The 25846-nt window shown below is 51.7% G+C and carries 20 protein-coding genes; 10 read left to right on the top strand and 10 right to left on the bottom strand.

The window, feature by feature from the left end:
• The first annotated feature begins 65 nt into the window (after positions 1-65).
• The 3 genes from KDD30_RS04615 to KDD30_RS04625 all read left to right on the top strand — a co-directional run bounded on the left by KDD30_RS04615 (position 66) and on the right by KDD30_RS04625 (position 4678).
• Positions 66-1910, top strand: coding sequence for a carotenoid oxygenase family protein (locus tag KDD30_RS04615; protein ID WP_211647608.1), 1845 nt, complete (start codon positions 66-68; stop codon positions 1908-1910).
• 72 nt (positions 1911-1982) lie between these two features.
• Positions 1983-3590, top strand: coding sequence for a D-arabinono-1,4-lactone oxidase (locus KDD30_RS04620; RefSeq protein ID WP_211647609.1), 1608 nt, complete (start codon positions 1983-1985; stop codon positions 3588-3590).
• Between the two features lie 56 nt (positions 3591-3646).
• Positions 3647-4678 carry a hypothetical protein gene (locus tag KDD30_RS04625; protein ID WP_211647610.1) on the top strand — a complete coding sequence of 344 codons (1032 nt, stop codon included), beginning with the start codon at positions 3647-3649 and terminating at the stop codon, positions 4676-4678.
• Positions 4679-4714: 36 nt separating this feature from the next.
• On the opposite strand, the gene KDD30_RS04630 is transcribed toward KDD30_RS04625, so the two are convergent.
• Entirely contained in the window at positions 4715-5560 is an 846-nt protein-coding gene (locus KDD30_RS04630; RefSeq protein WP_211647611.1) for an ion transporter, read from the bottom strand.
• A gap of 617 nt (positions 5561-6177) precedes the next feature.
• Between KDD30_RS04630 and adhE the strand changes: the two genes are divergently transcribed.
• Positions 6178-8901, top strand: coding sequence for a bifunctional acetaldehyde-CoA/alcohol dehydrogenase (gene adhE, locus KDD30_RS04635; protein WP_211647612.1), 2724 nt, complete (start codon positions 6178-6180; stop codon positions 8899-8901).
• A gap of 132 nt (positions 8902-9033) precedes the next feature.
• Here the strand turns inward: adhE and KDD30_RS04640 are convergent, their stop codons facing one another.
• The 9 genes from KDD30_RS04640 to KDD30_RS04680 all read right to left on the bottom strand — a co-directional run bounded on the left by KDD30_RS04640 (position 9034) and on the right by KDD30_RS04680 (position 18057).
• A complete protein-coding gene (locus KDD30_RS04640; RefSeq protein WP_211647613.1) occupies positions 9034-9723 on the bottom strand; it encodes an SDR family oxidoreductase in 690 nt (229 codons plus the stop codon).
• 253 nt (positions 9724-9976) lie between these two features.
• Entirely contained in the window at positions 9977-10498 is a 522-nt protein-coding gene (locus tag KDD30_RS04645; protein ID WP_211649546.1) for a VC2046/SO_2500 family protein, read from the bottom strand.
• A gap of 88 nt (positions 10499-10586) precedes the next feature.
• Positions 10587-11735, bottom strand: a complete 1149-nt coding sequence (locus KDD30_RS04650) for a MalY/PatB family protein (RefSeq protein WP_211647614.1) — start codon at positions 11733-11735, stop codon at positions 10587-10589.
• Positions 11736-11843: 108 nt separating this feature from the next.
• Positions 11844-12815: an alpha-L-glutamate ligase-like protein gene (locus tag KDD30_RS04655; RefSeq protein ID WP_211647615.1), complete on the bottom strand. Its 972-nt coding sequence runs from the start codon at positions 12813-12815 to the stop codon at positions 11844-11846.
• A 3-nt stretch (positions 12816-12818) separates the two neighbouring features.
• A complete protein-coding gene (locus KDD30_RS04660; RefSeq protein ID WP_211647616.1) occupies positions 12819-14324 on the bottom strand; it encodes an inactive transglutaminase family protein in 1506 nt (501 codons plus the stop codon).
• A gap of 100 nt (positions 14325-14424) precedes the next feature.
• Positions 14425-15180, bottom strand: a complete 756-nt coding sequence (locus KDD30_RS04665; RefSeq protein ID WP_211647617.1) for an ATP-dependent zinc protease — start codon at positions 15178-15180, stop codon at positions 14425-14427.
• 100 nt (positions 15181-15280) lie between these two features.
• Complete coding sequence (gene cmoB, locus KDD30_RS04670; protein WP_211647618.1) at positions 15281-16255, bottom strand: tRNA 5-methoxyuridine(34)/uridine 5-oxyacetic acid(34) synthase CmoB; 975 nt, start codon at positions 16253-16255, stop codon at positions 15281-15283.
• A 37-nt stretch (positions 16256-16292) separates the two neighbouring features.
• Positions 16293-17021, bottom strand: coding sequence for a carboxy-S-adenosyl-L-methionine synthase CmoA (gene cmoA, locus KDD30_RS04675; RefSeq protein WP_211647619.1), 729 nt, complete (start codon positions 17019-17021; stop codon positions 16293-16295).
• 160 nt (positions 17022-17181) lie between these two features.
• Positions 17182-18057, bottom strand: a complete 876-nt coding sequence (locus tag KDD30_RS04680) for a DUF72 domain-containing protein (protein ID WP_211647620.1) — start codon at positions 18055-18057, stop codon at positions 17182-17184.
• A 298-nt stretch (positions 18058-18355) separates the two neighbouring features.
• Between KDD30_RS04680 and aspS the strand changes: the two genes are divergently transcribed.
• From aspS to ruvB, 6 genes are all read left to right on the top strand, one after another.
• Entirely contained in the window at positions 18356-20143 is a 1788-nt protein-coding gene (gene aspS, locus KDD30_RS04685) for an aspartate--tRNA ligase (RefSeq protein ID WP_211647621.1), read from the top strand.
• Positions 20144-20307: 164 nt separating this feature from the next.
• Positions 20308-21051: a YebC/PmpR family DNA-binding transcriptional regulator gene (locus KDD30_RS04690; RefSeq protein WP_211647622.1), complete on the top strand. Its 744-nt coding sequence runs from the start codon at positions 20308-20310 to the stop codon at positions 21049-21051.
• 3 nt (positions 21052-21054) lie between these two features.
• Positions 21055-21576: a crossover junction endodeoxyribonuclease RuvC gene (gene ruvC, locus KDD30_RS04695; protein WP_211647623.1), complete on the top strand. Its 522-nt coding sequence runs from the start codon at positions 21055-21057 to the stop codon at positions 21574-21576.
• A gap of 170 nt (positions 21577-21746) precedes the next feature.
• Positions 21747-23204: a methyl-accepting chemotaxis protein gene (locus KDD30_RS04700; protein ID WP_211647624.1), complete on the top strand. Its 1458-nt coding sequence runs from the start codon at positions 21747-21749 to the stop codon at positions 23202-23204.
• Positions 23205-23306: 102 nt separating this feature from the next.
• On the top strand, positions 23307-23927 hold the full coding sequence (gene ruvA / locus KDD30_RS04705) for a Holliday junction branch migration protein RuvA (RefSeq protein ID WP_211647625.1): 621 nt from the start codon (positions 23307-23309) through the stop codon (positions 23925-23927).
• Between the two features lie 13 nt (positions 23928-23940).
• Positions 23941-24954, top strand: coding sequence for a Holliday junction branch migration DNA helicase RuvB (ruvB, locus tag KDD30_RS04710; protein WP_211647626.1), 1014 nt, complete (start codon positions 23941-23943; stop codon positions 24952-24954).
• The last annotated feature ends 892 nt before the right edge of the window (positions 24955-25846 follow it).

Below are 25846 nucleotides of genomic sequence, written 5' to 3' on the forward strand. Positions count from 1 at the left end.
ACTTTCCTTTCATATAATGATTCACCGCTAGAGTTACGTTTACAGATAACCAGCGGATATTCGTGATGAAAAGAAGGTCTTTTTTAAAAGGTCTGGCTGGCGTGGCGATGACACCGGTCAGTCGTTATGCCTTTCCTTCGCCCGTATCCACCTCATTTCCCCAGAGCATTATGGATGCACATCTCACCGACCAGTCTGGTGAGTTGTCTTTGCTGTACGGGCAGTTGCCGGGTGACATGTTCGGGCATGTCTTTTTTGCGGAGGGCATCCCACTGGAAGAGGGGCATTTCACCCCCAGCGGTCGGGGAGCACTGACCCGGATTGATTTCCAGCCGAATGGCACCCCTCAGTTTACGCGTAAAATGATTCAGACGCCGTCTGTTCTCATGCAGCAGTCCATTGACAGCTGGCCGGATCGATTTCGCCTGCTGGGTGGCATGGTGCATTACAGCCCGACCATGGGGTTTGTGAATACATGCAATACTGCCCCGAATTATATGGGCAACAATCGCTTTGCGTTGAGTTTCGAAGGGGGTGTGCCCTATGAGTTTGATGCGATGTCGCTGGAGCTCATCACGCCGATTGGTCACTACGATGAATGGAAAAGCAGCCTGCCGCCTTTCATTGACGCACTTACGCCGGAAAAATGGTTATTTCCACAAGTGAGGACGACGGGACATCCTTATTTTGATCTGGAAACACAAGTGTGTTTCACCATCAATTACGGCGGCAATCTTGGCAACATTGGCACCGCAGAGGGTTTTGTTGACCTGATCCGCTGGGATCAACAGGGGGCACTCAAGCACTGGCAAGTGGTTGGCAGAGATGGCCGACCGGCGTTTATTGCTGCAACCGCGCACTCTCTGGGTGTCACCCGGCATCATATTCTGATTTTCGAAACGGCGGCCCAGGTCGAACCCCTGCGGATGATGGGCATTCGCAGTGTTGCACCGCAGCAGCACCGTACGCCGGTCTGGATTATCCGCAAGAAAGATTTGAAAGCCGGAAACACACAGGTTGTCGCGGACTATCTTGAGCTGAATTTCGACACCTCTGATGTGATGTGTAACTACGATGACCACGATGATGAAATCACGCTGTATGGCCAGTACTTGGGCGCCATGGATAAATCGGAGCCGCAATATCACTGGGAGCGATGCCAGTTCGGGGGCCGGGTGTCGGCGCGTATTGCCGGTTATCCGGCTGCACCGGTTGATGTGGGCGGACTGACCCGGACCCGGATTCAGGTCAAACCGGATCGCGTTCGCGAGATCCCCACAGATTTCCGGCTGCTGCGTGATGATCAGCTGTTCTGGGACATGAATGACCCTGCGTATCAGGGGCATTTTCAGTTTCCTGAAACCTTTGAGCATATCTACTGGGCCGCCGTCGGATACCGGCCTGAACATGTCGTGAAGCGGGTGGCCGATGCTTACAGCCAGTACCCGAATCGTTTCTACACCAACGACACCTTACCGCAGGAAACCCGACCTTCCGCTCTGGTTCATCTGGATTGCAACACCATGACGTTGACGGACGCTTATCAGTTTCCTGAAGACTGTGTCATGCGCACGCCCCAGTTTATGTCCAGGCCTGGTGCGAGCTCACAGCAGGATGGGTATGTGTTCACTGCAGTGGTGCGTCAGCAGCCGACGCAGGGGATCGGCAACGGGAAAGAGATCTGGTTGTTTGATGCTCAGAATCTGGCACAGGGACCCATGGCCATTTTAGGGCACCCTGCGCTGAATTTTGCCACCACCAATCATGCCCTTTGGGTGCCGGAGATTGGTCCGCGGCCAGACAACAGTTACCGGGCTGAGGTTGGTGACTTTTTCAGAAATCGTGCTGATGCGCACAGTCGTGCGGTCCGGGAAGTGATCGAAACTCAGATCTTACCGCGGTTTGGCTAAGGAAAACGGCCCCTTCACTCGTCCGGCGGTTCAGACAAACGGAAGGGCACAACACAGAAAAGGGAAATCCTCATGAAAAAAATCGGACGTTCGTTGTTTGTGCTGGTGGCCGCCGTCGGTGTGGCTTTTGTGATTCAGTCCAGTGAGCCGGAGACAACCCTGACCAATTATCAGGGCACTTATACCTGCCATCCGGGGGTGATTTATGATCCTGCCTCAGTCGAAGAAGTCGAGGCGATTGTGGCGTCAGCGCTGGCAGAAGGAAAAACCGTGATGACGGGAAACCGTAAATTTGCCAGCCAGATTGATGCGGCCTGTGCCGGGGAAGGGCAGGTTCAGATTACCCTGAAGAATATGGATAAGATTGTCCATTTTGATGCCGTTCAAAAGCAAGTGACGGTAGAAGCAGGAATGCGATTTAACGACCTGAATGAATTTCTCCGCGCTCAGGGACTGGCGGTGAATATGGTCACTGAACTGGGAACCTTTACCATCGGCGGCATGCTGGGCAGTGGGACTCATGGCTCGACGCTGGAAAAGCCCAGCAATATGCTGGCTGATTATGTGACGGCCATGAAAGTGGTGGACGGACAAGGGCAGGCCCGTGTCCTGACGGGTGATTTACTGAATGCGGCCCGGGTGAACCTAGGGGTGCTCGGCGTGGTGGTGGAAGTCACCCTGCAGCTGGAAGACGCGTTTAAGGTCAGGGCAAGCGTGAATGGCTATCGGAGTGATGACGGACTGGAAGATCAGGTGCTGGACATTGCTCGCAGTCATTATTCGGCCAATATCGCCTGGTTTCCCGGTCTGGGCCGCTATACCACAACCATTTATGAACCGGTGCCTTTAGAAACACCGGGAAATGCTTATAACGCGCAGGCGGATGTATCGGATCTGGAGGAGTTTTTCTTCGGCCTGCTGTTCAATGCGGCTCATGAGTTTCCGGGGAGCGGACTGCAGTGTCTGGCGGCTTCTGCCCGGTATCAGGCCAGAGCGGACTCTTATTTCCGGGATCTGGAGACAGGCCGGAAAGTGAGTGATCCGGTCGGGTATTCAGATCAGATGCAGTATTTCAAATGTAAAGATCCGAACCGCTGTATCTGGGACCGGTTGCCGATTGCGTTACAGGAAGTGGCGATTGATATCGAGCAATTACCGGACTGGATCCGGGATGTTCGCCAGATCGTTGCGGCTCACCCCAAAACTTGTTTCCCATTAAATGGGATCTATTTCCGCTTTGGTCAGGCTTCGAAAAGTTATCTGGGGATGAGTGCCGGACGGGATACAGCCTTTGTCGGCATCGAATATACCCTGCGTCAGGAAGGGAAGAAGGCCCCCAAAAATTACTTCGTGAATCTGGAAATCGAGCAGATGTCGCTGCGTAAATACGGTGCGCGGCCACACTGGGGCAAAAACTCGGTGGCGATCTTTGAAGACATGCCCTCCCGTTTCAATCGCTGGCCGGAATTCCTGCAAGCCAAAGAGACATTGGATCCTTTCAATGTCTTTACCAATCCGTTCTGGCAGCGAGTCAGTGGGGAAATCCCGCTGGAGGATTATCTGACCCCCGGCTGTAACACACGCGGAGAGTGCTACTGCCAGACCGACGCACATTGCGACACCGGAACAAGCTGTCAGGCCGGTTTGTACTTTGAAGATGCACGGATTTGTCGTCCTTAACCCTGTCACGGTGCGGCACGATGTTGTGCCGCACCGTGACTGATGGAGGCAGCAGCATGAAATTGATGGTGGCAGCCTGTGTGTTCTGGTGTCTGAGCTGGAGCACGCTGGCGACAACGTTGGACGACATTCGTCCTCATTCGCCGACGAGTCAGACGTGGAGTGAGCAATGGTTCTATTATCTGAATGATCCGCATGTCGGCTATTTCAAAATCAGCGCCCAGACGTATCTCACGCCAGAAATGACGACGCCACAAGAACGGGGTTACCTGCATGTGGTATATGCCCCGATTGGCGGTCCACAAGTGGTGATCGACCGGTATTTTGATCAGGTTGAACTGGCAGGTGCACCCGGTAGCGAAGCCTTCCGGTTTCATGTGCCTGGGTTGGTCGATATTGATCAGACCGGTATCCGGCTGTCTTTGCCAGATTTGTCTTTTGAGTTAGCTTATACCGGTGCGCATCGGCATTATGCCAACGGGAAAAATCCCGGTCAGAATCCGTTTGGCTGGATAGGTGATTTACCTGGTGTGGCGGTGAACTATTTTGTTTATACCCTGGGTACGCCCAGCGCATACCAGTTTCAACTGGGCAATATCCGCCATCAGGGTCAGGGCGTCACCTATCTGGATAAAGGCTGGTTTGATGCCGCGAAAAGTCAGGGTTTTATTTTTGTCGGCGCTTTTACGCCGCAACATCAGCTGATGCTGACCGGTGGTTCACAGGACGGATCGCCGCTGGAAATCTGGGTCGGCCGGATGATGTCTGAAGCGGTGGACTGGCGGATAGGGTCGTCACTGGTTGGTCTGAGTGTGACCAAAGAATCCGACGCTTGCCGGGGCTATCTGAAACTGACCGTGTCAAAGCTGGGCAGAAAAATGGAAGTGGAAGCCAGTTCGGATCTGACAGATTTCTATCTCTCTGCGATGCCATCTAAGGTGGTTTTCGACCAGACACTGCCAATCATGAAATCCATGAATGCGCAGATTACTGCGAAAGTGTACCACTGGGGAAAGCTGGTGGATGAAATGCAAGTGCCGCAGGGGCTGCTGGAATTCAGTGGCAGTGAAGCCTGTCCCCAGTTGTGAAGTGCCCGGCGCATTGCGTGCCGGGCAAGGTTGTTTTTAAGTGTCTGCTGATGGCACGACCCGGTGTTCCGGATCGGCCAGTTGGCTACCGCAATGTTTACAGAACATCGCGTCGGTTTCATGGCCGGACCGGGAACAGTTCATACATTTCACCAAAGTGCGGTGAAGTTGCGTTTGATGCCCGATCTCCGCGGAGATAATCCCGGTGGGGACAGCAATGATGGAGTAACCCATCAGCATGGTAAAAGAAGCCAGCGCTTTCCCCAGATCAGATTGCGGGACAATATCGCCGTAGCCCACGGTCGTCAGTGTGACGATCGCCCAGTAAATGCTGTAAGGAATACTGGTGAAGCCATTTTCCGGCCCTTCAATCACAAACATCAGCGAACCGAACACGGTGACCAGCACCGCGACTGTGGTAAAGAAAATCATGATTTTCCGGCTGGATTGCAGCAGAGAACGCAGCAGCAGGTTGGAGTCCTGCAAGTATCGCATCAGCTTCAGGACACGGAAAATCCGCATCACCCGCAGCAATCGGATGACCATCAGGTAATGCGCGGCCGGAAACAGAAAAACCAGATAAGTCGGCAATATGGCCAGCAAGTCGACCATGCCATAAAAGCTGCGCGCATAAGCCGCGGGTTTGGGCGAACTGTACAGGCGCAGCACATATTCAACAGTGAATATCAGTGTAAAGCACCATTCCATCCAGAAAAAAACTTTGCCCCAGCTCGAACCAATACTGCTGACAGAGCCCAGCATCAGGACGGTGATTGAAGCCAGAATAATCACAATTAAAGCAATGTCGAAGGTTTTACCCGCTGGTGTGTGCGTGCCAAAAATGGTGACGTAGATTTTTTCCTGAAGTGCTGAACGGGCCATAACATGTATCTGTTTGATTGAAAGACAAAAGCATACTGAAGTGTAGCGACCGTTGCCAAGTTGTTGTTCAGCGCCAGCGTGAAAATGGGAGACTGACTGTTTCTTTTCGCATCACTGCCGGATAGATGCCGTGCTTTTTATAATATGTGCTATGTTGCATTGATTCGTATAGAACCGTACAGGATGCGTTTTCAAAGAGTTCACGTTTTGGACGATTGTGGCTTAGGCTTTATGAGGTTTTCAAGCTCACCCGAAAGTGGTAGCTCAGCAAGAAGACGATTGTCAGAGGGCGCGGGTCTCCAAATTGAATCCACGTGTCGAAGAAATGTAATTTTTTTACATCAAGCAAAGCGCGATTAAATATTGATTTTGTGAATAACTCTTGAGTGAATTCTTTTAAATTGATGATTTTTAATGTATTTCATGGTGATTATCTTGGATTTGTGAACTGTGCATTTCACATGATCCAGATCAAATCTTATGGATGGATGAAGTCATAAAATCAGTTTTGAAAGCAATTTACTAAGTATGCGGAACCCAGGAAATACATCCGCCAGACAAGGAATCTGAGACGTATCCTTACTAAAAAGTTTTCAATCTTAAGTTAGGAGTTGACTATGCCTGTTACAAATTTGGCTGAACTCGATGCAATGGTTGCCCGTGTGAAAGCGGCTCAGAAAGTATTCGCGACTTTTTCCCAGGAGCAGGTCGATAAGATCTTCCGTGCAGCGTCGCTGGCAGCAAACAATGCCCGTATTCCACTGGCACAGCAAGCGGTTCAGGAATCTGGCATGGGGATTGTCGAAGATAAGGTCATCAAAAACCACTTCGCCTCTGAATTCATTTACAACAAATATAAAGACGAAAAAACCTGCGGTATTCTCGAAGAAAACGATGAGTACGGCACGCTGACAATCGCTGAACCGGTCGGCATTATCTGCGGGATTGTCCCCACGACCAACCCGACGTCAACCGCGATCTTCAAATCTCTGATTTCACTGAAAACCCGGAATGGGATTATCTTTTCACCGCATCCGCGCGCGAAAGAGTCCACCAATGCTGCGGCCAAACTGGTGTTGGATGCAGCGGTCGCCGCGGGTGCGCCGAAAGACATCATCGGCTGGATTGATCAGCCTTCCGTTGAACTGTCAAACGCGCTGATGAAGCACGATGATATCAACCTGATCCTGGCAACCGGTGGTCCGGGCATGGTGAAAGCGGCTTATTCTTCCGGTAAACCTGCCATCGGCGTGGGTGCGGGCAACGTACCTGTGGTGATCGATGAAACTGCGGATATCAAACGTGCTGTGGCGTCTGTGCTGATGTCGAAAACCTTCGACAATGGTGTGGTGTGTGCGTCTGAGCAGGCGGTCATTGTCATGGACGAAGTGTATGACGAAGTGAAAGCCCGTTTTGCCAGCCACAAAGGCTACGTACTCAACAAAGCGGAAGCCGATAAAGTGCGCAAGGTGATCCTGATTGAAGGTAACCTGAACGCGAATATCGTGGGTCAGCCAGCCACCAAGATTGCTGAAATGGCCGGTATCGCTGTGCCTTCAGATACAAAAGTCCTGATTGGTGAAGGGGTGGCCATCACGATTGATGAAGAATTTGCCCATGAAAAACTGTCGCCAACGCTGGGGATGTTCCGTGCCAGGACGTTCGAAGAGGCGGTCGAGATGGCCTGTCAGATGGTTGAACTGGGCGGCATCGGCCACACATCGGGTCTGTACACCAATCAGGATATCAATGAAGATCGAATCAAGTACTTTGGCGATAAGCTGAAGACTGCACGGATTCTGGTCAATATTCCAACCACACACGGCGGGATCGGCGACCTGTATAACTTCAATGTCGCGCCTTCTCTGACGCTGGGTTGTGGTTCATGGGGCGGCAACTCGATTTCTGAAAACGTGGGTCCGAAGCACCTGATCAACAAGAAAACGGTCGCGAAACGTGCTGAGAATATGCTGTGGCACAAACTGCCGAAATCAATCTACTTCCGCCGTGGCAGCCTGCCGGTTGCACTGACGGATCTGGAAGACAAGAAACGTGCGTTTCTGGTGACCGACCGTTTCCTGTTTAACAACGGATACGCAGATGAAGTGATGTCGCTGCTGAAAGCGCAGGGCATGGACGTTCATGCCTTCTACGATGTTGAAGCCGACCCGACGCTGACTGTGGTGAAAAAAGGCGCTGAAGCCATGAAAAGCTTCCAGCCTGATGTGATTATCGCGCTGGGCGGTGGGTCACCGATGGATGCGGCGAAAATCATGTGGGTGATGTACGAACATCCGGATACGCATTTCGAAGAACTGGCGATGCGCTTTATGGATATCCGTAAGCGAATCTATAAATTCCCGAAAATGGGTAAAAAAGCTGAGCTGGTTTGTATCACCACCACATCCGGCACAGGCTCTGAAGTGACACCGTTTGCGGTTGTGACTGACGATGAAACCGGTGCCAAGTATCCGCTGGCTGATTACGAGCTGACGCCTCAGATGGCGATTGTGGATGCAAACCTGGTGATGAATATGCCGAAATCGCTCACCGCCTTTGGTGGCTATGATGCGGTAACGCACGCACTGGAAGCTTATGTCTCTGTGCTGGCGAATGAGTACTCGGATGGTCAGGCATTGCAGGCGCTGCAATTGCTGAAAGACTATCTGCCATCCAGCTATGCCAATGGAGCCAAAGACCCGATTGCCCGGGAGAAGGTCCATAATGCGGCGACCATTGCGGGGATTGCATTTGCGAACGCATTCCTGGGGGTTTGTCACTCCATGGCACACAAGATTGGTGCTGAGTTCCACATTCCGCACGGACTGGCTAATGCGCTGCTGATTGCAAACGTGGTGCGTTATAACGCGAATGACAACCCAACCAAGCAAACAGCATTCTCTCAGTACGACCGTCCGCAGGCACGCCGTCGTTATGCCGAGGTAGCGGATCATCTGGGTCTGACTCAGCCGGGCGACCGTACAGCGAAGAAAATTGAGCGTCTGCTGAGCTGGCTGGATGAACTGAAAGACAATCTGGATATTCCGAAGTCAATTCAGGCGGCGGGTGTTTCTGAGTCAGATTTTCTGGCGAAACTGGATGAACTGGCTGTTGAAGCCTTTGATGACCAGTGTACCGGCGCGAACCCGCGTTACCCGCTGATTACTGAACTGAAAGAAGTGCTGCTGGCTTCTTATTACGGCAAAGCTTATGTCGAAGGCGAAACCGTGGAAGGCACCACAGTGATTCTGAAGAAAGCCGATCAGAAACCTGCGGAAGCCACAAAAGTTGCAGCTTCTGCACCGGAAGCGAAATCTAAGAAGGTTGCAGCGAAGGCTTAACTGCTGGCATGGGCTCACGCATTTGGGTCCAGTCATTCAGCAATGAAAGCTTGAATGCGTTGTGATTGCGACGAAAACCCCTTGATGAAAATCAAGGGGTTTTTTTATCAGAGAACGGAGAGGCGATGATACTCAGACCACCTCAGCTTCGATCATCCGGCCATTGAAATAGTCATTGGTGACAATATACTCCGCACTTCTGGCGATTTCATATTGCATCGGCATGCTGAGCAATGTACTGGGCGGCAGATCCTGACGCTCATCAAAGAGCAGGGGGAAAACACCCCCCACCCGGATGTTGTACTGGGCCAGCTCTTTCGACCAGCTTTGCGTAAACCCGGCCAGCATGGCTCGGGAACTGCTGGTGAGCGGAATCGGGTTGTCCGGGCGGCAGGCCGCCAGGTTAATGATGACGCCGTGATGTTGCTGCGCTCGCATGTAGCTGGCGGTTTGCTTCCCGAAAGATAAAAACGCAGATGTGCCTTCGGTCATCAGCTGGCAAAACTCTTCGACTGACGTTTGTGTCAGGAGCAAAGGCATTTCAACACCCAGCCAGCAGTTAATCAGAACGTCGATCTTTCCGAAGCGTTGGTGAATGGCTTCAATGGCATTGGCAATGGTGGATTCATGATGATCCTTCAGATAGAAAGAAAAGCAGTCAGCACCCCGGTTGCGGCATTCCTGATAATTAGACATCAGTCTGGCTTCATCGCTATCGACCAGTGCGATTTTTGCTCCAAGCGAAGCAAAATGAAACGATGCCGCTTTTCCAAGCGGGCAGCCTGCAGCCGTCACAAGAATAACTGATTCTGCAATATTCATAGCGCAATCTTCCTATGTGTGGATACATCGATGTAGTCATGATGCTCAATCAACAGGCGTCTTTCACCCACATGCTGTCTTTATTAATTAATTAAATAACAGCGGATTATTGTTAAATCTTAGTTAAGCAAAGATGGAAAGCGGCATTCAATTGTTCGGCTTATGACGGTTGTCACGAAATTTTACGCTTTGTGAACTTGCCCTAAGAAAATTTTTAATTAGCTGAAATGTAACAGAAATAATGGGGCGCTGATCAGTTGAAGGTGGCGACAGTCCCGTACATTTCTGCCGAGCGCTTGGCACGAATCAGATTCAGATACAGATCCTGAGGTGAGCCTTTCATCGGCTCCGTCTGAACGGGTGGCATCCGACGGCGCTCGTGACCTGAAAGGTTATGATAGAGCTCTTCCGGCAGGCCTTTGGTGTCCTGAGGTGGGAAGGTGATTGCGATCGGCTGCAGAGAACTGAGCAAGCGGGTTGCTGTCAGGCCGCCGACATGAAAAGCATTGGATTGTTCTGCGCCACGTGGGTAGCAGTACTCAGACGTGGTGAGTGGCCCGGGTTCCTGCAATTCGAAGTAGGTGCGTAGCTGTTCTTCCGTCGTGCTGGGCGGCAGTGGTTTCTCGGTCGGTGTCGTTTCAAGATAATCCGGCGACAACATTGCAAGCATCAGCGCGAAATCAGAACGGCGACCCTGCCCAACCGCATGGTTGAGAGAGTGACCGAGCTGCACTTCACTGATCAGATGTGCTTTGTCTAAGGTATGGATTTGCATGAAGTCCGACAGAAAATTAACCACGTGCACTTTCTATCGGACGCTTGAAGAAAATCTTTAGAAAAAAATAGTGTCGATTGCCGGAAAATTAACCAATTGAATCAATGGCTCGCTGCATTCGGCTCAGGGCAAGTTCCAGCGTCGCGCGGGTACAGCCAAAATTCATGCGAACAAAGCCGGGATTGCCAAAATCACGTCCGGGAGAGAAAGCCACCCCAGCTTCCTCGAAGAATTTATGTGGGTTGCTAACCGGTAATGCTGTCGCATCAATCCAGGCAAGATATGTGGCTTCGATCGGGTGCAGTGTCAGGCCGGGCATCTGATTGATTGCCGTCTGCAAGGTATCCCTGTGCTGACGTAAATAGTTCAGTTGCTGATCCAGCCAGGGCTGGCCGTCGCGATAAGCCGCTTCAGCGGCGGTATATGCCAAGACATTCACCTCTGGCACGATACCGGCTTTGGCCCGGTGAAACCGGCGTCGTAACTCAAAATTCGGAATAATGGCCATGGATGCTCCCAGACCGGCAATGTTAAAGGTTTTGCTGGGTGCAAGCAGGGTGATCGAACGCTGTGCGGCATCTTCATCCAGACTGGCGAATGGAATATGCCGGGCCTGTTCATCCAGAATCAGATCACAATGGATTTCATCAGAGCACACAATCAAATCATGTTGTTTGGCGAACTGATGCACTTCGTCTAAATCTTCCCGGGTGTGGACGGTGCCACCTGGGTTCAGCGGATTGCAAAACAGCATGACTTTAGCATTTGCCGGGACATCCGAAGCGGTGAAATCTGATAACCAGCGGCCCTGCTGTAAGGTGACCGGAACTTGGGCTAACGGGCGTTCTGCATGCTTGGCTGCGGCGAAAAATTTCGGATAAATGGGTGTCGGGCTGACGACTGCTTCATGGGCTTGTGTCGTGGCCCGGACTGCCAGATTCAACCCGCAAACCAAACCGGGCAGGTAGACAATCCACTCAGGCTTGATGTGCCAACCATACAGGGTTGCCATGCGCTCAACCAGCAGTTCACTCAAGGCTTCAGGCGCAGAACCATAGCCAAAAATGCCGTGGTCGACATGCTGATGCAAGGCCTGAGTGATGGCATCCGGCACTCTGAAATCACTGTCCGCCACCCACATGGGAAGAACATCCCGGCCCTGATATTTTTGCCATTTAATGCTGTTGCTGAGGGTCCGGTCAATGTGCTGATCGAATAAGTTCAGGGTGTCTGACATGAATGCTCCTGATGCCCTAGATGAATGTTGTTGATTCGAATAGAACTATTATGCGCAGAACCGGCGGGATGTAAAAAGCCCCAATCAAAAATTGGGGCTGAGCAGGGTTCAGAACTGAGGTTTCGCACCAAATTGCTCGGCGGCGTAGGCGACCCGCTCGGCAGGAGATGGCATCTTGTTTGGCGTACCCAGACTTTCAATATGATGCAGCCTGGGTAATAAACCACAGCCATTCGCGATCTGAATGGCCAGACCAGGGCGTGCATTGAGCTCCAGCACCATCGGGCCTTTGACTTTATCGAGTACCATATCGGTTCCCATATAACCCAGGCCGGTCATTTCCCAGGCGCTAGCTGCCAGCTCCAGTAACTTGTGCCAGTTGGGGACGGTCAGTTCGCTGAGCAAGCGTTCGGTGTCCGGGTGCCGTTCAACCGGCTGGTTAAACTGGACCGCCCGGACAGCTTTTCCGCTGGCAATATCAATCCCGACACCCACGGCGCCCTGGTGCAGGTTCGCTTTCCCATCCGAGGCTGCTGTTGAACAGCGCATCATCGCCATCACGGGATAACCTTTAAAGACGATGACCCGGATATCCGGTACCCCTTCAAAGCTGAATCCATCAAAGATATCGTCAAACTGGATCAGGTTTTCCACCATGGCCACATCATTTTTACCCCCCAGCGAGAACAAGCCTGCCAGCGTGTTGGTGATATGACGTTCGACATCCTGCTTATCGATGACGGCACCGGAAGGTTTGGTGTAGAAGCCATCGGCATGTTTGGTAATCACCAGAATCCCTTTGCCGCCTGAGCCTTGGGCGGGCTTGATGACAAAGCCCGGCCAGTCTTTCACCATGTCGTGAATATCTCTGACATGTACCTGGCTTTCGATCACGCCTATCAGTTCAGGCACGGTCGCGCCGGCACGCTGGGCCAGAATCTTGGTTTTCAGTTTGTCATCCACCAGCGGGAAAAGGCTGCGGTTGTTATACCGGCCAATGTAGCTGTGATTGCGTTTGTTCATGCCCATAATGCCGCGTTCGCGCAGCCGCCATGGCGTTGTATATCGGGATAGGAACATGGCTTAATCCTCCGCAAGCGGTTTGAAGCGGCGGAGCTCGCTCAGGCGGTAGCCTGTATAGTTCCCCAGCATCAGGATTAAGGCCATCACAATCAGTTGCAGGCCGATAAAGTTAAATGTCAGATGGCGCACCAGATCATTGGTCATGGCGACATAGACGATAATCGCCGTCAGCAGCGATCCGCCACCCTGGATCAGAACTTCTTTCGCTCCTTCTTCTTCCCACAGGATCGACATCCGTTCGATGGTCCACGACAAGATGATCATCGGGAAGAAGGTGATCGTCAGGCCTTCGACCAAGCCAATCTTAAAGGCAACCACGGTAAAGATAGAGATAATCAGGATCACCGACACGATTACGGCGGATATCCGGGCGACCAGCAGCAGGTTGAGCCGCGACAGATAACCGCGAATGATCAGGCCTGTCCCAACGATCAGCAGGAAACCGAGGACACCGGTGATCAACTGCGTCTGAACAAAGGCAACGGCAATCAGAACCGGCATGAAGGTCCCGGATGTTTTCAGGCCAACGATAACGCGCAAGAACACCACGATGAGAGCGCCAATCGGCACCAGCATAATGGTTTTGAACATTGCCTGTTCTTCAATCGGCAGACTGTGAATCGAGAAGTTCAGTAAGTCTTCAGCCTGTACTTTTTCCCGGGTGGCCTGTTGCGGCGTGATATCCTGAGAAATAATCGAAAAGCTGATATTGGAATTACGGCCACCGATGACGTCTAATAATGAATGTCCCTGCTGGTTCCAGACCAGCACATCATTGGGTTTACCTTCCTGACCCGTGTTGGGATCGAATAAATGCCATTTTTCGCCGCCCCAGACTTCGACCATGGGGGTGATACTCTGACGGCGTCGGCCATCTTCAAGCTGTAACCCCCCAACAATCCGGGAATGGATGCCTTCCAAAGACAACAAAGTGACCACGATGTTCTCTTTCTTGAATGCATTCAACAGCAAGGAAGCATTCTGGTTGTTCCTGTCATTGAGCTGTTTGAGGATTTCACGGGTCAGCGTTGTATTATCTGATGACAGTGTTTTAGCCTGAGCAAGAATTGCCTTGGCCGCAGTTTCCTGCGGGTTATCCAGGCTTGGCGCTTCAGGCTTGCCTCTGGGTTTGTCAGACGAGAAGGTTGCCTGTGGGTCGACCAGCATTTGCGTTTTGTAATACAGCACTTGCTTGCCGGATGCCTGACGAATAGACCATTCCGCACGACGGCCCTGATCCGTGTCGATCAAGGCAACCCCGTAGCCGGGGGAGGAGGTACTTTCATCAATCTGAGTAAAGCCTTTCTGGGTTTCCGGTGCAGCCATGGAAACTTTCACTGCCTGTCCGATCGCATCGAATTCTACCCGTGCTTCCAGCTCCCAGAGGGCACGCTTTTCACCGGGTGTCCAAGGCACGCCATAAACGTCATGGCGGTAAAGACTTAATGCAGTCCCGGCAATCACGAGCAAGGTGATCAGGAAATAAAACGGAATTCTTGACGTCATGACAACCTCTTTATTCTTTATCCTTTGTTGGTTGAATCAAGCAAAGTAATGAATATGAAAATGGGGCAGTGACAGAACGTCATGCCCCATGTAAATGCGATTACCGTCCCTGAACGAACTGTTTTCCGACGTCGACGAGTGCAACATCTTTAAAGAATTCGCGTCCGAGCAACACTGGATAAGTCATCTGTGTTCTGTCGGCCAGTGTAAACTGCGCTTTTTCGTGCAATTTCCCAAGCTTCAGCCACATTTCGACAACAGGGCGGCGCTCGCTGTCATCCGCGGACGACTGACGAATTTTAACCCAGCGGACGACCGGGGCTTCGACAATTTGATCGGCAGGCTGATTCTCTTCACCACTATGGCTCAGGTTAAATCGTGCCCATTGTTTCCCATCACGTTCGAAGACCTGAACATCCAGTGCATTAATGGATGAAGTGGTTGCGCCAGTATCTACTCTGGCCTTAAAAAAGGATTGCACTGAGTCCAGCCAGACCCATTCTTCCTCACCGAGGATCACTTTTCCGTGAGCAGTTTTCGGGTCGATGTCGATAGAATTTTGTGGTACCGGCACTATTTTTTTCTCAACAATTACTTCAGGTTTAGGGGGTGGAACAGAAGCCACTTTGTTCAAGTCTTCTGACATTGATGATAGCTCTTTTTCTAACTTAGCAATGTTTTCATTTTGTTCATTAATTTGCTGCGACATGCGATTGAGACGGAAATGAACATTGGTTTCCATCATTTCAATCGCTGTCAGCGTATTGGTGTCACGCTTCGGTGCGTGTTCGGCGCTGAGCATTGAGCAGCCGGATAGAAAAGTCAATCCAATAAAAATAGCGCTTCGGCCAAGCATTGTTACTCCCGAAAGTATGTTGTTTCGTTATAGGTTTTTTCTTTAGGGGCCGTAGTTTAGCTTACAAAAAAGGATGCGGAAAGCATCCTTTTGTTAACCTTTAGTCAGGATTTGTCGCTATGAGCACGGCCCGTCGTGGTGCGGGATACCCTTCAACCGTTTTCGAAGGATCTTCTGGATCCAGATATTCCGGCAATGAATTATTTGTCATCCAATCCGTCGAGCGCTGTTCATCGGTTGTGGTGACATTTTCATCAACAATACGAACATCCACAAAGCCGGTTTTTTCCAGCCAGACTTTCAGCGCTTTGGCCGACGGGAAGAAGTACACATTGTGCATTTGTGCGTAGCGGTGTGCAGGAACCAGCACCGCATTTTCATCACCTTCTATGACGAGTGTCTCCAAAACCAGCTCACCCCCGGTACGCAACTGGTTTTTTAACTGAAGCAGATGATCCAGCGGCGAGCGACGATGATATAAAACGCCCATACTGAACACGGTGTCGAACGCTTTCAATTCAGGCAGTTGCTCAATCCCCAGCGGCAGCAGGTAAGCGCGTTCATCTTGTCCCATCAGGCGTTTGATGGCTTCGAACTGGATCAAAAACAGGTTCGATGGGTCAATCCCCACGGTCAGTGATGCACCTTCGCCCAGCATCCGCCACATGTGATAGCCGTTGCCACACCCTACATCCAGCACTTTGCGGTGTTTGAGCGGTGAAATATGGGGCAGCACGCGATCCCATTTCCAGTCGGAACGCCATTCCGTGTCAATGTGGATTCCATGCATGTGATACGGACCTTTACGCCATGGATGCAGGAGCCGCAGCAGGCTTTCCAGCCTTTTCTGCTCACCGTCGGCAATGGGGACGTCGTTCTGTACGCTGACCTGAGTGTGCAGGTCGATGATATCCGGTTTGTCTGTCGGAAATTTTTTCAGCGCGCGCATCCAGCGACCCATATCGCCGTGCTGGGCGGCTTCCCAGTCGGATAATTGTTGCGGCAGGATATTGAGCCATGGACGCAGTTGCTCGTCGTTGGCCAGCAAGCGGTAAAATTCTGAAAAGCTAAACATGAGACGGAACGGATACCTTTAAATCAATCAAAGAGGCTTATTTGATGGCAAACAGAGAGCCGAAGTTGAAGCACTGGAACCAGACTTCCACACTGCTGAACCCAATATCGGTCAGGCGTTGGCGGTGAGTCGGAATACTGTCGGGGCGCATGACGTTTTCAATGGCACTGCGCTTCTGGCTGATTTCCAGTTCGCTGTAACCATTGGCACGCTTGAAATCATGGTGCAGGTCAATCAGCAATTCATGTGCCTGATCGTTTTCAAACACATACTTTTCCGACAGGATCAGAATCCCGCCCGGACGCAGACCCGCATAAATTTTTTCCAGCAACTGGCGACGGTCTTCCGGGGCCAGAAACTGCAGGGTGAAGTTCAGCACGACCACAGATGCATTGTGGATCTCGACATTCCGGATATCTGCTTCAACGATCTCGACCGGTGTATCCGAGCGGTAAGCATTCACATGTAAACGGCAGCGCTCCACCATCGCCGGAGAATTATCGACTCCGATAATCCGACAGCCAGGCTGGTTGATGTGGCGGCGCATGGACAGCGTTGCCGCACCCAAAGAGCAGCCCAGGTCATACACATTTGAATCCGGCATGGCGAAACGTTCGGCCAGCATGCCGATGGCAGAGATAATGTTGCTGTAGCCCGGCACCGAGCGCTGGATCATATCCGGGAATACTTCGGCGACCCGCGCATCAAAGGTGAAATCACCCAGCTTTTCAATCGGGGCGGCGAACAAATTATCGTGGCCTGCCATGTCTACTACCTCATTCAGTTACAGATGCCGGACGTTGCCTGTCCTTATCTGCCGTTCGGGGCAGATGTGATCCGGAGATTCCTTCCCCGCAGAAAAGGCGCGTATTGTAGATAAATTCACAACACTTGTCTTGTGCTTTGGCGACCCCGTCAGGGCGGGTTCAGAGTAAGGAAACCTGATCACCGCCTTCAGGCAGTTTCAGATCCGGTAGTGCTCCGGCGTGACCCGCCAGCGCGTGTTGTAACTGCTGATAAAGACGAACGGCTAACTCCGGCGCAAAATCATTGTCCGGCGTGTGAATGAACAGATAGGGCTGTTTGCCCTCTTCAAGCCAGTTCGGCAGGCGTTTCAGCCAGTTGGCAAAGAAAGCATCGTTCGCCGGCAAATCCGGATGTCCGATAAAGCGGACCACCGGATGCTGCGCCGTTGCGACCGCATGCACCGGAACTTTCGGCTTTTTCTGGTGGGCATCGATGACCGCATCTGTAGTCGGCGCAGCAGAGAAGACCGGGCGGGTATCCATGATAATCCGATTGGCCTGATGTTCCCACAGCAGACGATTGAGCGCGGTTTCAGCTTCCCCTTTCGCAAAGAAGGCCAGATGGCGGACTTCAACGCCAACGGTAAAATCCTGCGGGAATTGCTTCAGAAATGCAGACAGGGCAGGCAGTTCAGACGGGCCGAAACTGGCGGGTAACTGTATTTTCCAGATGCCGGTTTTTTCCGCGACTGGCGCCATGATGTGAAAAAACTCGCTCAGCTGGCTCTGACAATGCTGCAATTTGTACTGATGAGTAATGGTTTTAGGCAGTTTAAAGGTAAACCGGAATGAATCCGGTGTCGCCTGCTGCCAGTTGAGCACCGTGGCGGGCTTCGGCGTGGCATAAAACGTGGTGTTGCCTTCCACGGATGAAAAGGTTTCTGCATAGCGGCTCAGACGTTCGGTTGAAGGGCATCCCCGGCCATAGAGGCTGCGTTGCCAGGGAGCATGAGACCACATAGCCATACCAACGAAAAGCGGAGGAGAGAAATGCATTGTGAAACCTTTTCTGAGTCTTTGGGAACATCACCCGACAGTACATTGACGCGCATTTTGGAGAAGATCCCGCCATCTGGTCAACCTTGCGGCGGTGAAATGGCCTAATTTGCTTGATTTCAGTCCGAGGCTTTCCCTACAGTGGGATTTTTCATTTATAATGCCTCGTTATTTTCTTCCGGACGTTTGTGGCCAGTCATAAGCAGGGACAACGACCGGATTTGTCACCGTTGATGTCTGTCATCTTGATTGTGGGCGGACACACAGGATTGTAAGTAAACAGATCGGGAAATTCTTTATGCGCACCCAATATTGTGGTCACCTGAACAAGTCCCATGCGGGACAAACCGTGGAGCTATGCGGCTGGGTTAACCGCCGTCGTGATTTAGGCGGTCTTATTTTCATTGATATGCGAGATCGTGAAGGCGTGGTTCAGGTAGTGGTTGATCCGGATATGAAAGATATCTTTGAGGTCGCCAACCAGCTGCGTAATGAATTCTGTATCCGTCTGACCGGTGAAGTCCGCCAGCGTCCGGACAGCCAGGTGAACAAAGACATGGCTACCGGCGAAGTGGAAGTCATCGCCAAAGGTCTGGAAATCATCAACCGTTCCGATGTCCTGCCACTGGATTTCAACCAGAAGAATACCGAAGAGCAGCGTCTGAAGTACCGTTACCTGGATCTGCGTCGTCCGGAAATGAGCGATCGCATCAAGCTGCGCGCAAAAGCGTCCAGCTTTGTGCGTCGTTTCCTGGATGAGAACGGCTTTCTGGATATTGAAACTCCGGTTCTGACCAAAGCAACCCCGGAAGGTGCCCGTGACTATCTGGTCCCGAGCCGCGTTCATAAAGGCAGCTTCTATGCATTGCCGCAGTCACCACAGCTGTTCAAACAGCTGCTGATGATGTCTGGTTTCGACCGTTACTACCAGATCGTTAAATGTTTCCGTGATGAAGACCTGCGTGCTGACCGCCAGCCGGAATTCACTCAGATCGATATCGAAACCTCGTTCATGACGGCTGAAGAAGTCCGTGCCGTGACCGAGAAAATGATCACGGACATGTGGCAAGAGCTGCTGAATGTTGATCTGGGTGCGTTCCCGATCATGAAATATGAAGAAGCGATGCGCCGTTACGGTTCAGACAAGCCAGACCTGCGGAACCCAATGGAACTGGTTGATGTGGCGGATCTGCTGAAAGAGGTAGATTTTAAAGTCTTCTCTGGCCCGGCAAACGACAGCAAAGGCCGTGTCGCGGCACTGCGCGTTCCTGGCGGTGCGGCACTGACGCGGAAACAAATCGATGAGTACACCGCATTCGTTTCAATTTACGGTGCGAAAGGCCTGGCATGGCTGAAAGTGAACGATCTGAACGCGGGCATGGAAGGCATTCAGTCTCCGGTTGCAAAATTCCTGAGCGAAGCAATCATCAATGCCATCATTGAACGGACCGGTGCGCAATCCGGCGATATCATCCTGTTCGGTGCGGATAAAGCGAACGTGGTTGCAGAAGCCATTGGCGCGCTGCGTCTGAAACTGGGTAAAGATCTGGGCATCACCAATGAATCTGCCTGGGCACCGCTGTGGGTCGTTGACTTCCCAATGTTTGAGGAAGATGACGAAGGCAACCTGCACGCGATGCACCATCCGTTCACTTCACCACTGGGTGTGACGGCGGAAGAATTGGCTGCAAACCCTGCTGCGGCAAATTCGAATGCTTACGATATGGTCATTAACGGCTACGAAGTGGGTGGCGGTTCCGTGCGTATCCACAATGCAGACATGCAGGCCGCGGTATTCAACATTCTGGGCATTGACGCAGAAGAGCAGCAACTGAAATTCGGCTTCCTGCTGGATGCACTGAAGTTCGGTACACCGCCGCATGCGGGCCTGGCATTTGGTCTGGATCGTCTGGTGATGCTGCTGTGCGGTACTGAAAACATCCGTGACGTGATTGCCTTCCCGAAAACGACGGCAGCCGCGTGTCTGCTGACAGACGCACCAAGCCTGGCGAATCCGGCTGCGCTGGAAGAACTGGCGATTGCAGTCAAAGCTGCTGCAAAAGACGCTGAACAGAAAGAAGCCTGATCTGGCTAATCCCCGGGCTGGCGTCCTGCCAGCCCGATCACTCTTCATGACATTGCATTCTGCGATATATCTGTTTGATGTAAAAATGGCTCGCCGTGTTTTGAACAGTGATCAACGCCCCCGGCACGACCGGGAAACAACCCTCAGACAATTGGAGTATTGTGATGGCAGGTCATAGTAAATGGGCCAATATCAAACACCGCAAAGCGGCTCAGGACGCGAAACGCGGAAAAATCTTCACTAAATTGATTCGTGAAATTGTAGTGGCAGCCAAAGAAGGCGGCCCGGAAGCCGACAGTAACCCGCGCCTGCGCGCGGCGGTCGACAAAGCGCTGTCAAACAATATGACCCGTGACACCATTAACCGGGCGATCAGCCGGGGTGCTGGTGGTGAAGGGGATGACAACGTTGAAACCGTGATTTATGAAGGTTATGGTCCGGGCGGCACTGCGGTCATGGTGGAATGTATGACAGATAACCGGAACCGGACGGTCTCCGGGGTTCGCCATGCATTCAACAAAGCAGGTGGAAACCTCGGGACAGACGGGAGCGTGAATTATCTCTTTGATAAAAAAGGGGTGATTTCCTACGCGCCGGGTCTGGAGGAAGATGCGGTGATGGAAGCGGCCCTGGAAGGCGGTGCCGATGACGTTGAAAGCCATGAAGATGGTTCAATTGATGTCTACACCACGCCCGCTGAGTTTGGTGCGGTGAAAGATGCACTGGACAGTGCGGGCTTTGAAGCCCAGAACGCTGAAGTGACTCTGGTGCCTTCAACCAAAGCCGAGCTGGATGCCGACACCGCGCCTAAACTGCTGCGTCTGATTGACGTGCTGGAAGATCTGGACGATGTTCAGGAGGTCTACCATAACGGTGACATTTCTGATGAGGTTGCCGCGCAGCTTTAATCTATGGCCATTATTTTAGGGATTGACCCGGGCTCCAGAATCACAGGTTACGGGGTGATTCGGCAGACCGGCAGACAACTTGAATATCTGGGCAGCGGTTGTATCCGCACCAGCTGCGAAGATATTCCGGGGCGTCTGCATCAGATTTATGCGGGCGTGTCGGAAGTGATCACGCAGTTTCGTCCGGATACCTTTGCCATTGAAGAAGTCTTCATGGGCAAAAATGCCAGTTCTGCGCTGAAGCTGGGACAAGCCAGAGGCAGTGCCATTGTTGCGGCAGTGAATGCGAGTTTACCGGTGCATGAGTACGCTGCACGCCTGATCAAGCAAGCAGTGGTGGGAAAGGGCAGTGCCGATAAAACGCAAGTCCAGCATATGGTGTGTCATATGCTGAAGTTGCCCGGAACGCCACAGGCTGATGCGGCAGATGCCTTGGCCGTAGCAATCTGCCATGCGCACACCAATAAAACGCTGGTGGCGATGGCCGGGCAGGCTTCAGGTTCCCGGCGCGGCCGGTATCGTTAATCCACAAGACTCACACCTGTGCGACTTATCCCTTCCAGGTATAGTATGTGTCGGTCAGATCAAAAAAAGCAGCCGGGTGCTGCTTTTTTCTTTGTTAATTCATTGTTAACTGGAATATAGTGGTCGGAGCTGTTGGATAGCTCTTATAAAACAATGACAAGGATAACCACATGTCCCCAGTCGCTTTCTGGCGCGGTTTGTTCATGCCCTCCAACTCAGGGTGGCAAGGTGAAGAGGCCCGTCTTGTTGATACCCTGCTATTTTTTACGCTCATTTCATTTTGTGTTGGCCTGTACAGCTGGATCAAATGGGTCAGCCATGCCAATCCCCCTCTCGAGCTGACTTCTGTCACCTTGATGGGCGCAGAAATATTAGCCGGCTGCATCGTGCGCTGGATGAAGCAGATTGAGCTGGCTATCAATGTTGGATTTCTCGGCATGGTGATTCATGCCGTCAATATTGTTTATCAGAGCGGCGGCATTGTGATGTCGACGCAGGCGTTCTGGATGCCACTGCTCATTGTTGCCTTTTTTCTGGCTGCGAGGCCGGTTACCGCCATGGTCTGGAGCGCAATGGTGACTCTGATTTCAGCCTGGATGGTGAATGAACACATCTCGGGTCATGATTTTCCGCATTTGGTGCTGACACCCAGTGCAGAACGATTGGAAATCTGGTCTGGCTTGCTGCTGCCGCTGGTTGTGATTGGCATCGCACAGGCCTTTACAGTTCGTCAGCGGGAAAGCGCGCTGACGCAATCGTATGATGCCGAACGAGCCAGTACTGCGCTTGCGGAACAAGCGAAACAGGGTGAGCAGGCGCTTAGTAACGTGATGGTCAAAGCCAGTGACAATGCCGGTCAGCTTGCGCAGGTTGCAGAAGAGCTGGAAATGCAGTCAGAAACGCTGCACGGTCAGGTTAAAGCGCTGAATCAGAATTGTTTGTCTCAGGCCAGTGCCGCAGAACAGATGAGCCAGCAATTAGCACAGATGACTGAAGGTCTGGATGAGTCAGATCGCTTCGTCACTGAGTTGCGTCAGCGTAGCAGTACGATTGAACAACAGGCGCAACACAGTTCAGCGTCGTTGCAGGCATCGACGGATGCAATTGCCCGAATTTCCAGCTGTAATGCGGCAGTGATGTCGGCTGCCGAACTGATCACCGCAGTTGCCGAGCAAACTAATTTGCTGGCACTGAACGCAGCGATTGAAGCCGCGAGAGCAGGGGAGTCCGGGCGCGGGTTTGCGGTGGTGGCGGATGAAGTGCGTCAATTGTCGGCCAGGAGTAATGCATCTGCCACAGAAATCCGCGGCTTGCTCGAAAAAAGCCGACATGAAGTCGAAGCCGGACAGAAAGTCATTCACGCTACAGCGACCGAGCTTGGCAGCATTATTCATGAGATCTCCGGACTGTCTGAGGATGTCAATCAGCTGGCCGACACCCTGGGGGTTCAGGTGCAATCCCTCAAAGAACTGGATCAGGCCAGTACGGAGGTTGCACGAAGTGTGGTTGAGACCAATCGGGTGTCCGATCAGGTGGCGCACCAGGGCGCTGAACTTGCCAATCGTGTCGAAATGCTGAAAGGGTTGGCCGATGGACTGAATGGACTGGTTTCCCGTCATCAGGCTTGAAGCGGACCAAGAATCTCGGTGTCATTTCCACAAAGCGCTGGATATCCATCCAGCGCTTGATTATCCTAGGGCCAATTTTAACGGTGAAACAGAGGCAAGGCAGTGATTGGCCGACTAAGAGGAATCATCCTAGAAAAACAACCGCCAGAAGTGGTCATTGAAGTGGCAGGTATTGGTTATGAAGTCCAGATGCCGATGAGCTGTTTCTATGAGTTACCGGAGCCGGGAAAGGAAGTCACCATTGCGACGCATTTTGTGGTGCGTGAAGATGCGCAACTGCTCTTTGGCTTTAACAAGAAAAGTGAGCGGGATCTGTTTCGTGAAGTCATCAAAGCCAATGGTGTTGGTCCGAAACTGGGACTCGCGATTTTGTCGGCAATGACGGCCAGCCAGTTCGTGCTGTGCGTTGAAAATGAAGATGTGACGACGCTGGTGAAGATTCCGGGCGTCGGCAAGAAAACCGCTGAACGTCTGCTGATTGAGATGAAAGACCGTCTGAAAGGCTGGGGTGAAGGCGATCTCTTTACACCGTCACTGGACACGGCCGCCAGCCAGGCGCAACCGATGGTTTCTGACCAGAATCGTGCTGAAGACGAAGCCGTCAGCGCCCTGATTGCCTTGGGTTACAAGCCGCAGCAGGCGTCTAAAGTCGTGGCTCAGGTCGCACAGGACGGTATGGCGAGTGAAGGCATTATCCGTGAAGCGCTGCGTTCCATGGTGTGATGAGTGAGGCATTATGATAGAAGCTGATCGTCTGGTCTCGGGCAATTTTCCGATCAATAAAGAAGAAGAAGTCATCGATCGTGCCATTCGTCCGAAACTGCTCCAGGACTATCAGGGGCAGGATCATGTCCGTAGTCAGATGGAAATCTTCATACAGGCGGCCAAGCTGCGGGAAGAAGCTCTGGATCACTTGCTGATTTTTGGTCCGCCGGGGTTAGGCAAGACGACCCTGGCCAATATTGTGGCCAATGAAATGGGGGTCAGTATTCGGACGACCTCCGGCCCTGTACTTGAAAAAGCAGGTGATCTGGCAGCATTGCTCACTAACCTCGAAGAAAACGATGTGCTGTTTATCGATGAAATCCACCGGCTCAGCCCTCAGGTTGAAGAAGTACTCTATCCGGCTATGGAAGATTACCAGCTGGATATCATGATTGGTGAAGGCCCGGCAGCGCGTTCGATCAAAATCGACTTACCGCCATTTACATTGATTGGTGCGACGACGCGAGCGGGCTCTCTGACGTCTCCGCTTCGGGATCGTTTCGGCATTACTCAGCGGCTGGAGTACTACAAAGTTGAAGACTTGCAGGATATTGTCCAGCGCAGCGCCAATTGTCTTGGGCTGACCATGGCTTCTGAAGGCGCTTTGGAGATCGCGCGTCGTTCTCGCGGAACTCCCCGAATTTCGAACCGGCTGCTTCGACGGGTCCGTGACTTTGCTGAAGTGAAAGGTGATGGCCGGATCAGCGAGTCGATTGCCAGTCAGGCGCTGGATATGCTGGATGTCGATTGCAGTGGTTTTGATTACATGGACCGGAAACTGCTCATGGCCATCATTGATAAGTTTATGGGAGGACCGGTTGGCTTGGATAACCTGGCTGCTGCGATTGGTGAAGAGCGCGACACCATCGAAGATGTGCTGGAGCCATACCTGATTCAGCAAGGCTATCTGCAACGAACGCCAAGAGGACGCATTGCCACCCAGCGTGCTTATTTGCACTTCGGGTTAGATTTACCTGAAAGTTAAGCCGATACGGCTGAAATTGATGTTAACAACGGAGCCGTAAGGCTCCGTTTTTGTTTGTTTTTTCATCGATTCATTTCTTTTAAACGGCTTGAGTCACTGCATTTTTTTAACACATGACCGAGCGAAAGTGCCGGAGCCGGGCCAAAATTGGTCAGGAGCCTGCGTTAAAAATGTTCAAAAGCAGTCGTCTCCGCATGCTGAACACTTTGGGTGTTGAAATTTTAAGAAACTCTGGCACAGACCGACAGTGCTTAAAATGTGAACAGGCTCACCCTGGAACACATTGAGATTGTTAATAATCTGTCTCAGATCAATGCTTGAGGGGGATGTATTTCTGCGGCGAGTCCGTTGCAGTGAAAGAAGAACGCTGAGGTGGTGAATTAACATTATCATTAGAAAATATAATCCGATTTCTCCGGTGCGATTGTTGAGAATACACCGTAAGTGTCCCTGTTTTTCTTTGGAACTTCCCATAGTTATGCAATCGGGCTGGTCAAGTTTCACTGAGAAATTTTGCCCGTTTCAATCCCCGGATGCTGATATGCCCATTTGTGATTATTTTTTCATTTAAGGGGGTGGTTTTGTTTAAAAAATCACATTTATTTAAATTGTTAGCTACAGTTTTATGCATTTTGAAGAATTTTGATCTACCGCATGGTAATTGTGCGCAAACCTGATTTGAGGGTGATGCCGGAATGCAGCTTCATGCGCTTTTTGACAATTATCTTTGAACCTGACAGGTGAAGTCAGTAGTATTAGTTTAAGCTGACTGAGTTGTTGTTTTACATTAAAAACAATAATTCGAAACATGCCTGCAACATCCCTTGAACATGTCTTTGAGGACCCGTTTCAAGTCAATTTGAAGGGAAGGGCAGTGAGGTCAGCTGGAGTT

Source organism: Photobacterium sp. GJ3, from assembly GCF_018199995.1.
Lineage (GTDB): Bacteria > Pseudomonadota > Gammaproteobacteria > Enterobacterales > Vibrionaceae > Photobacterium.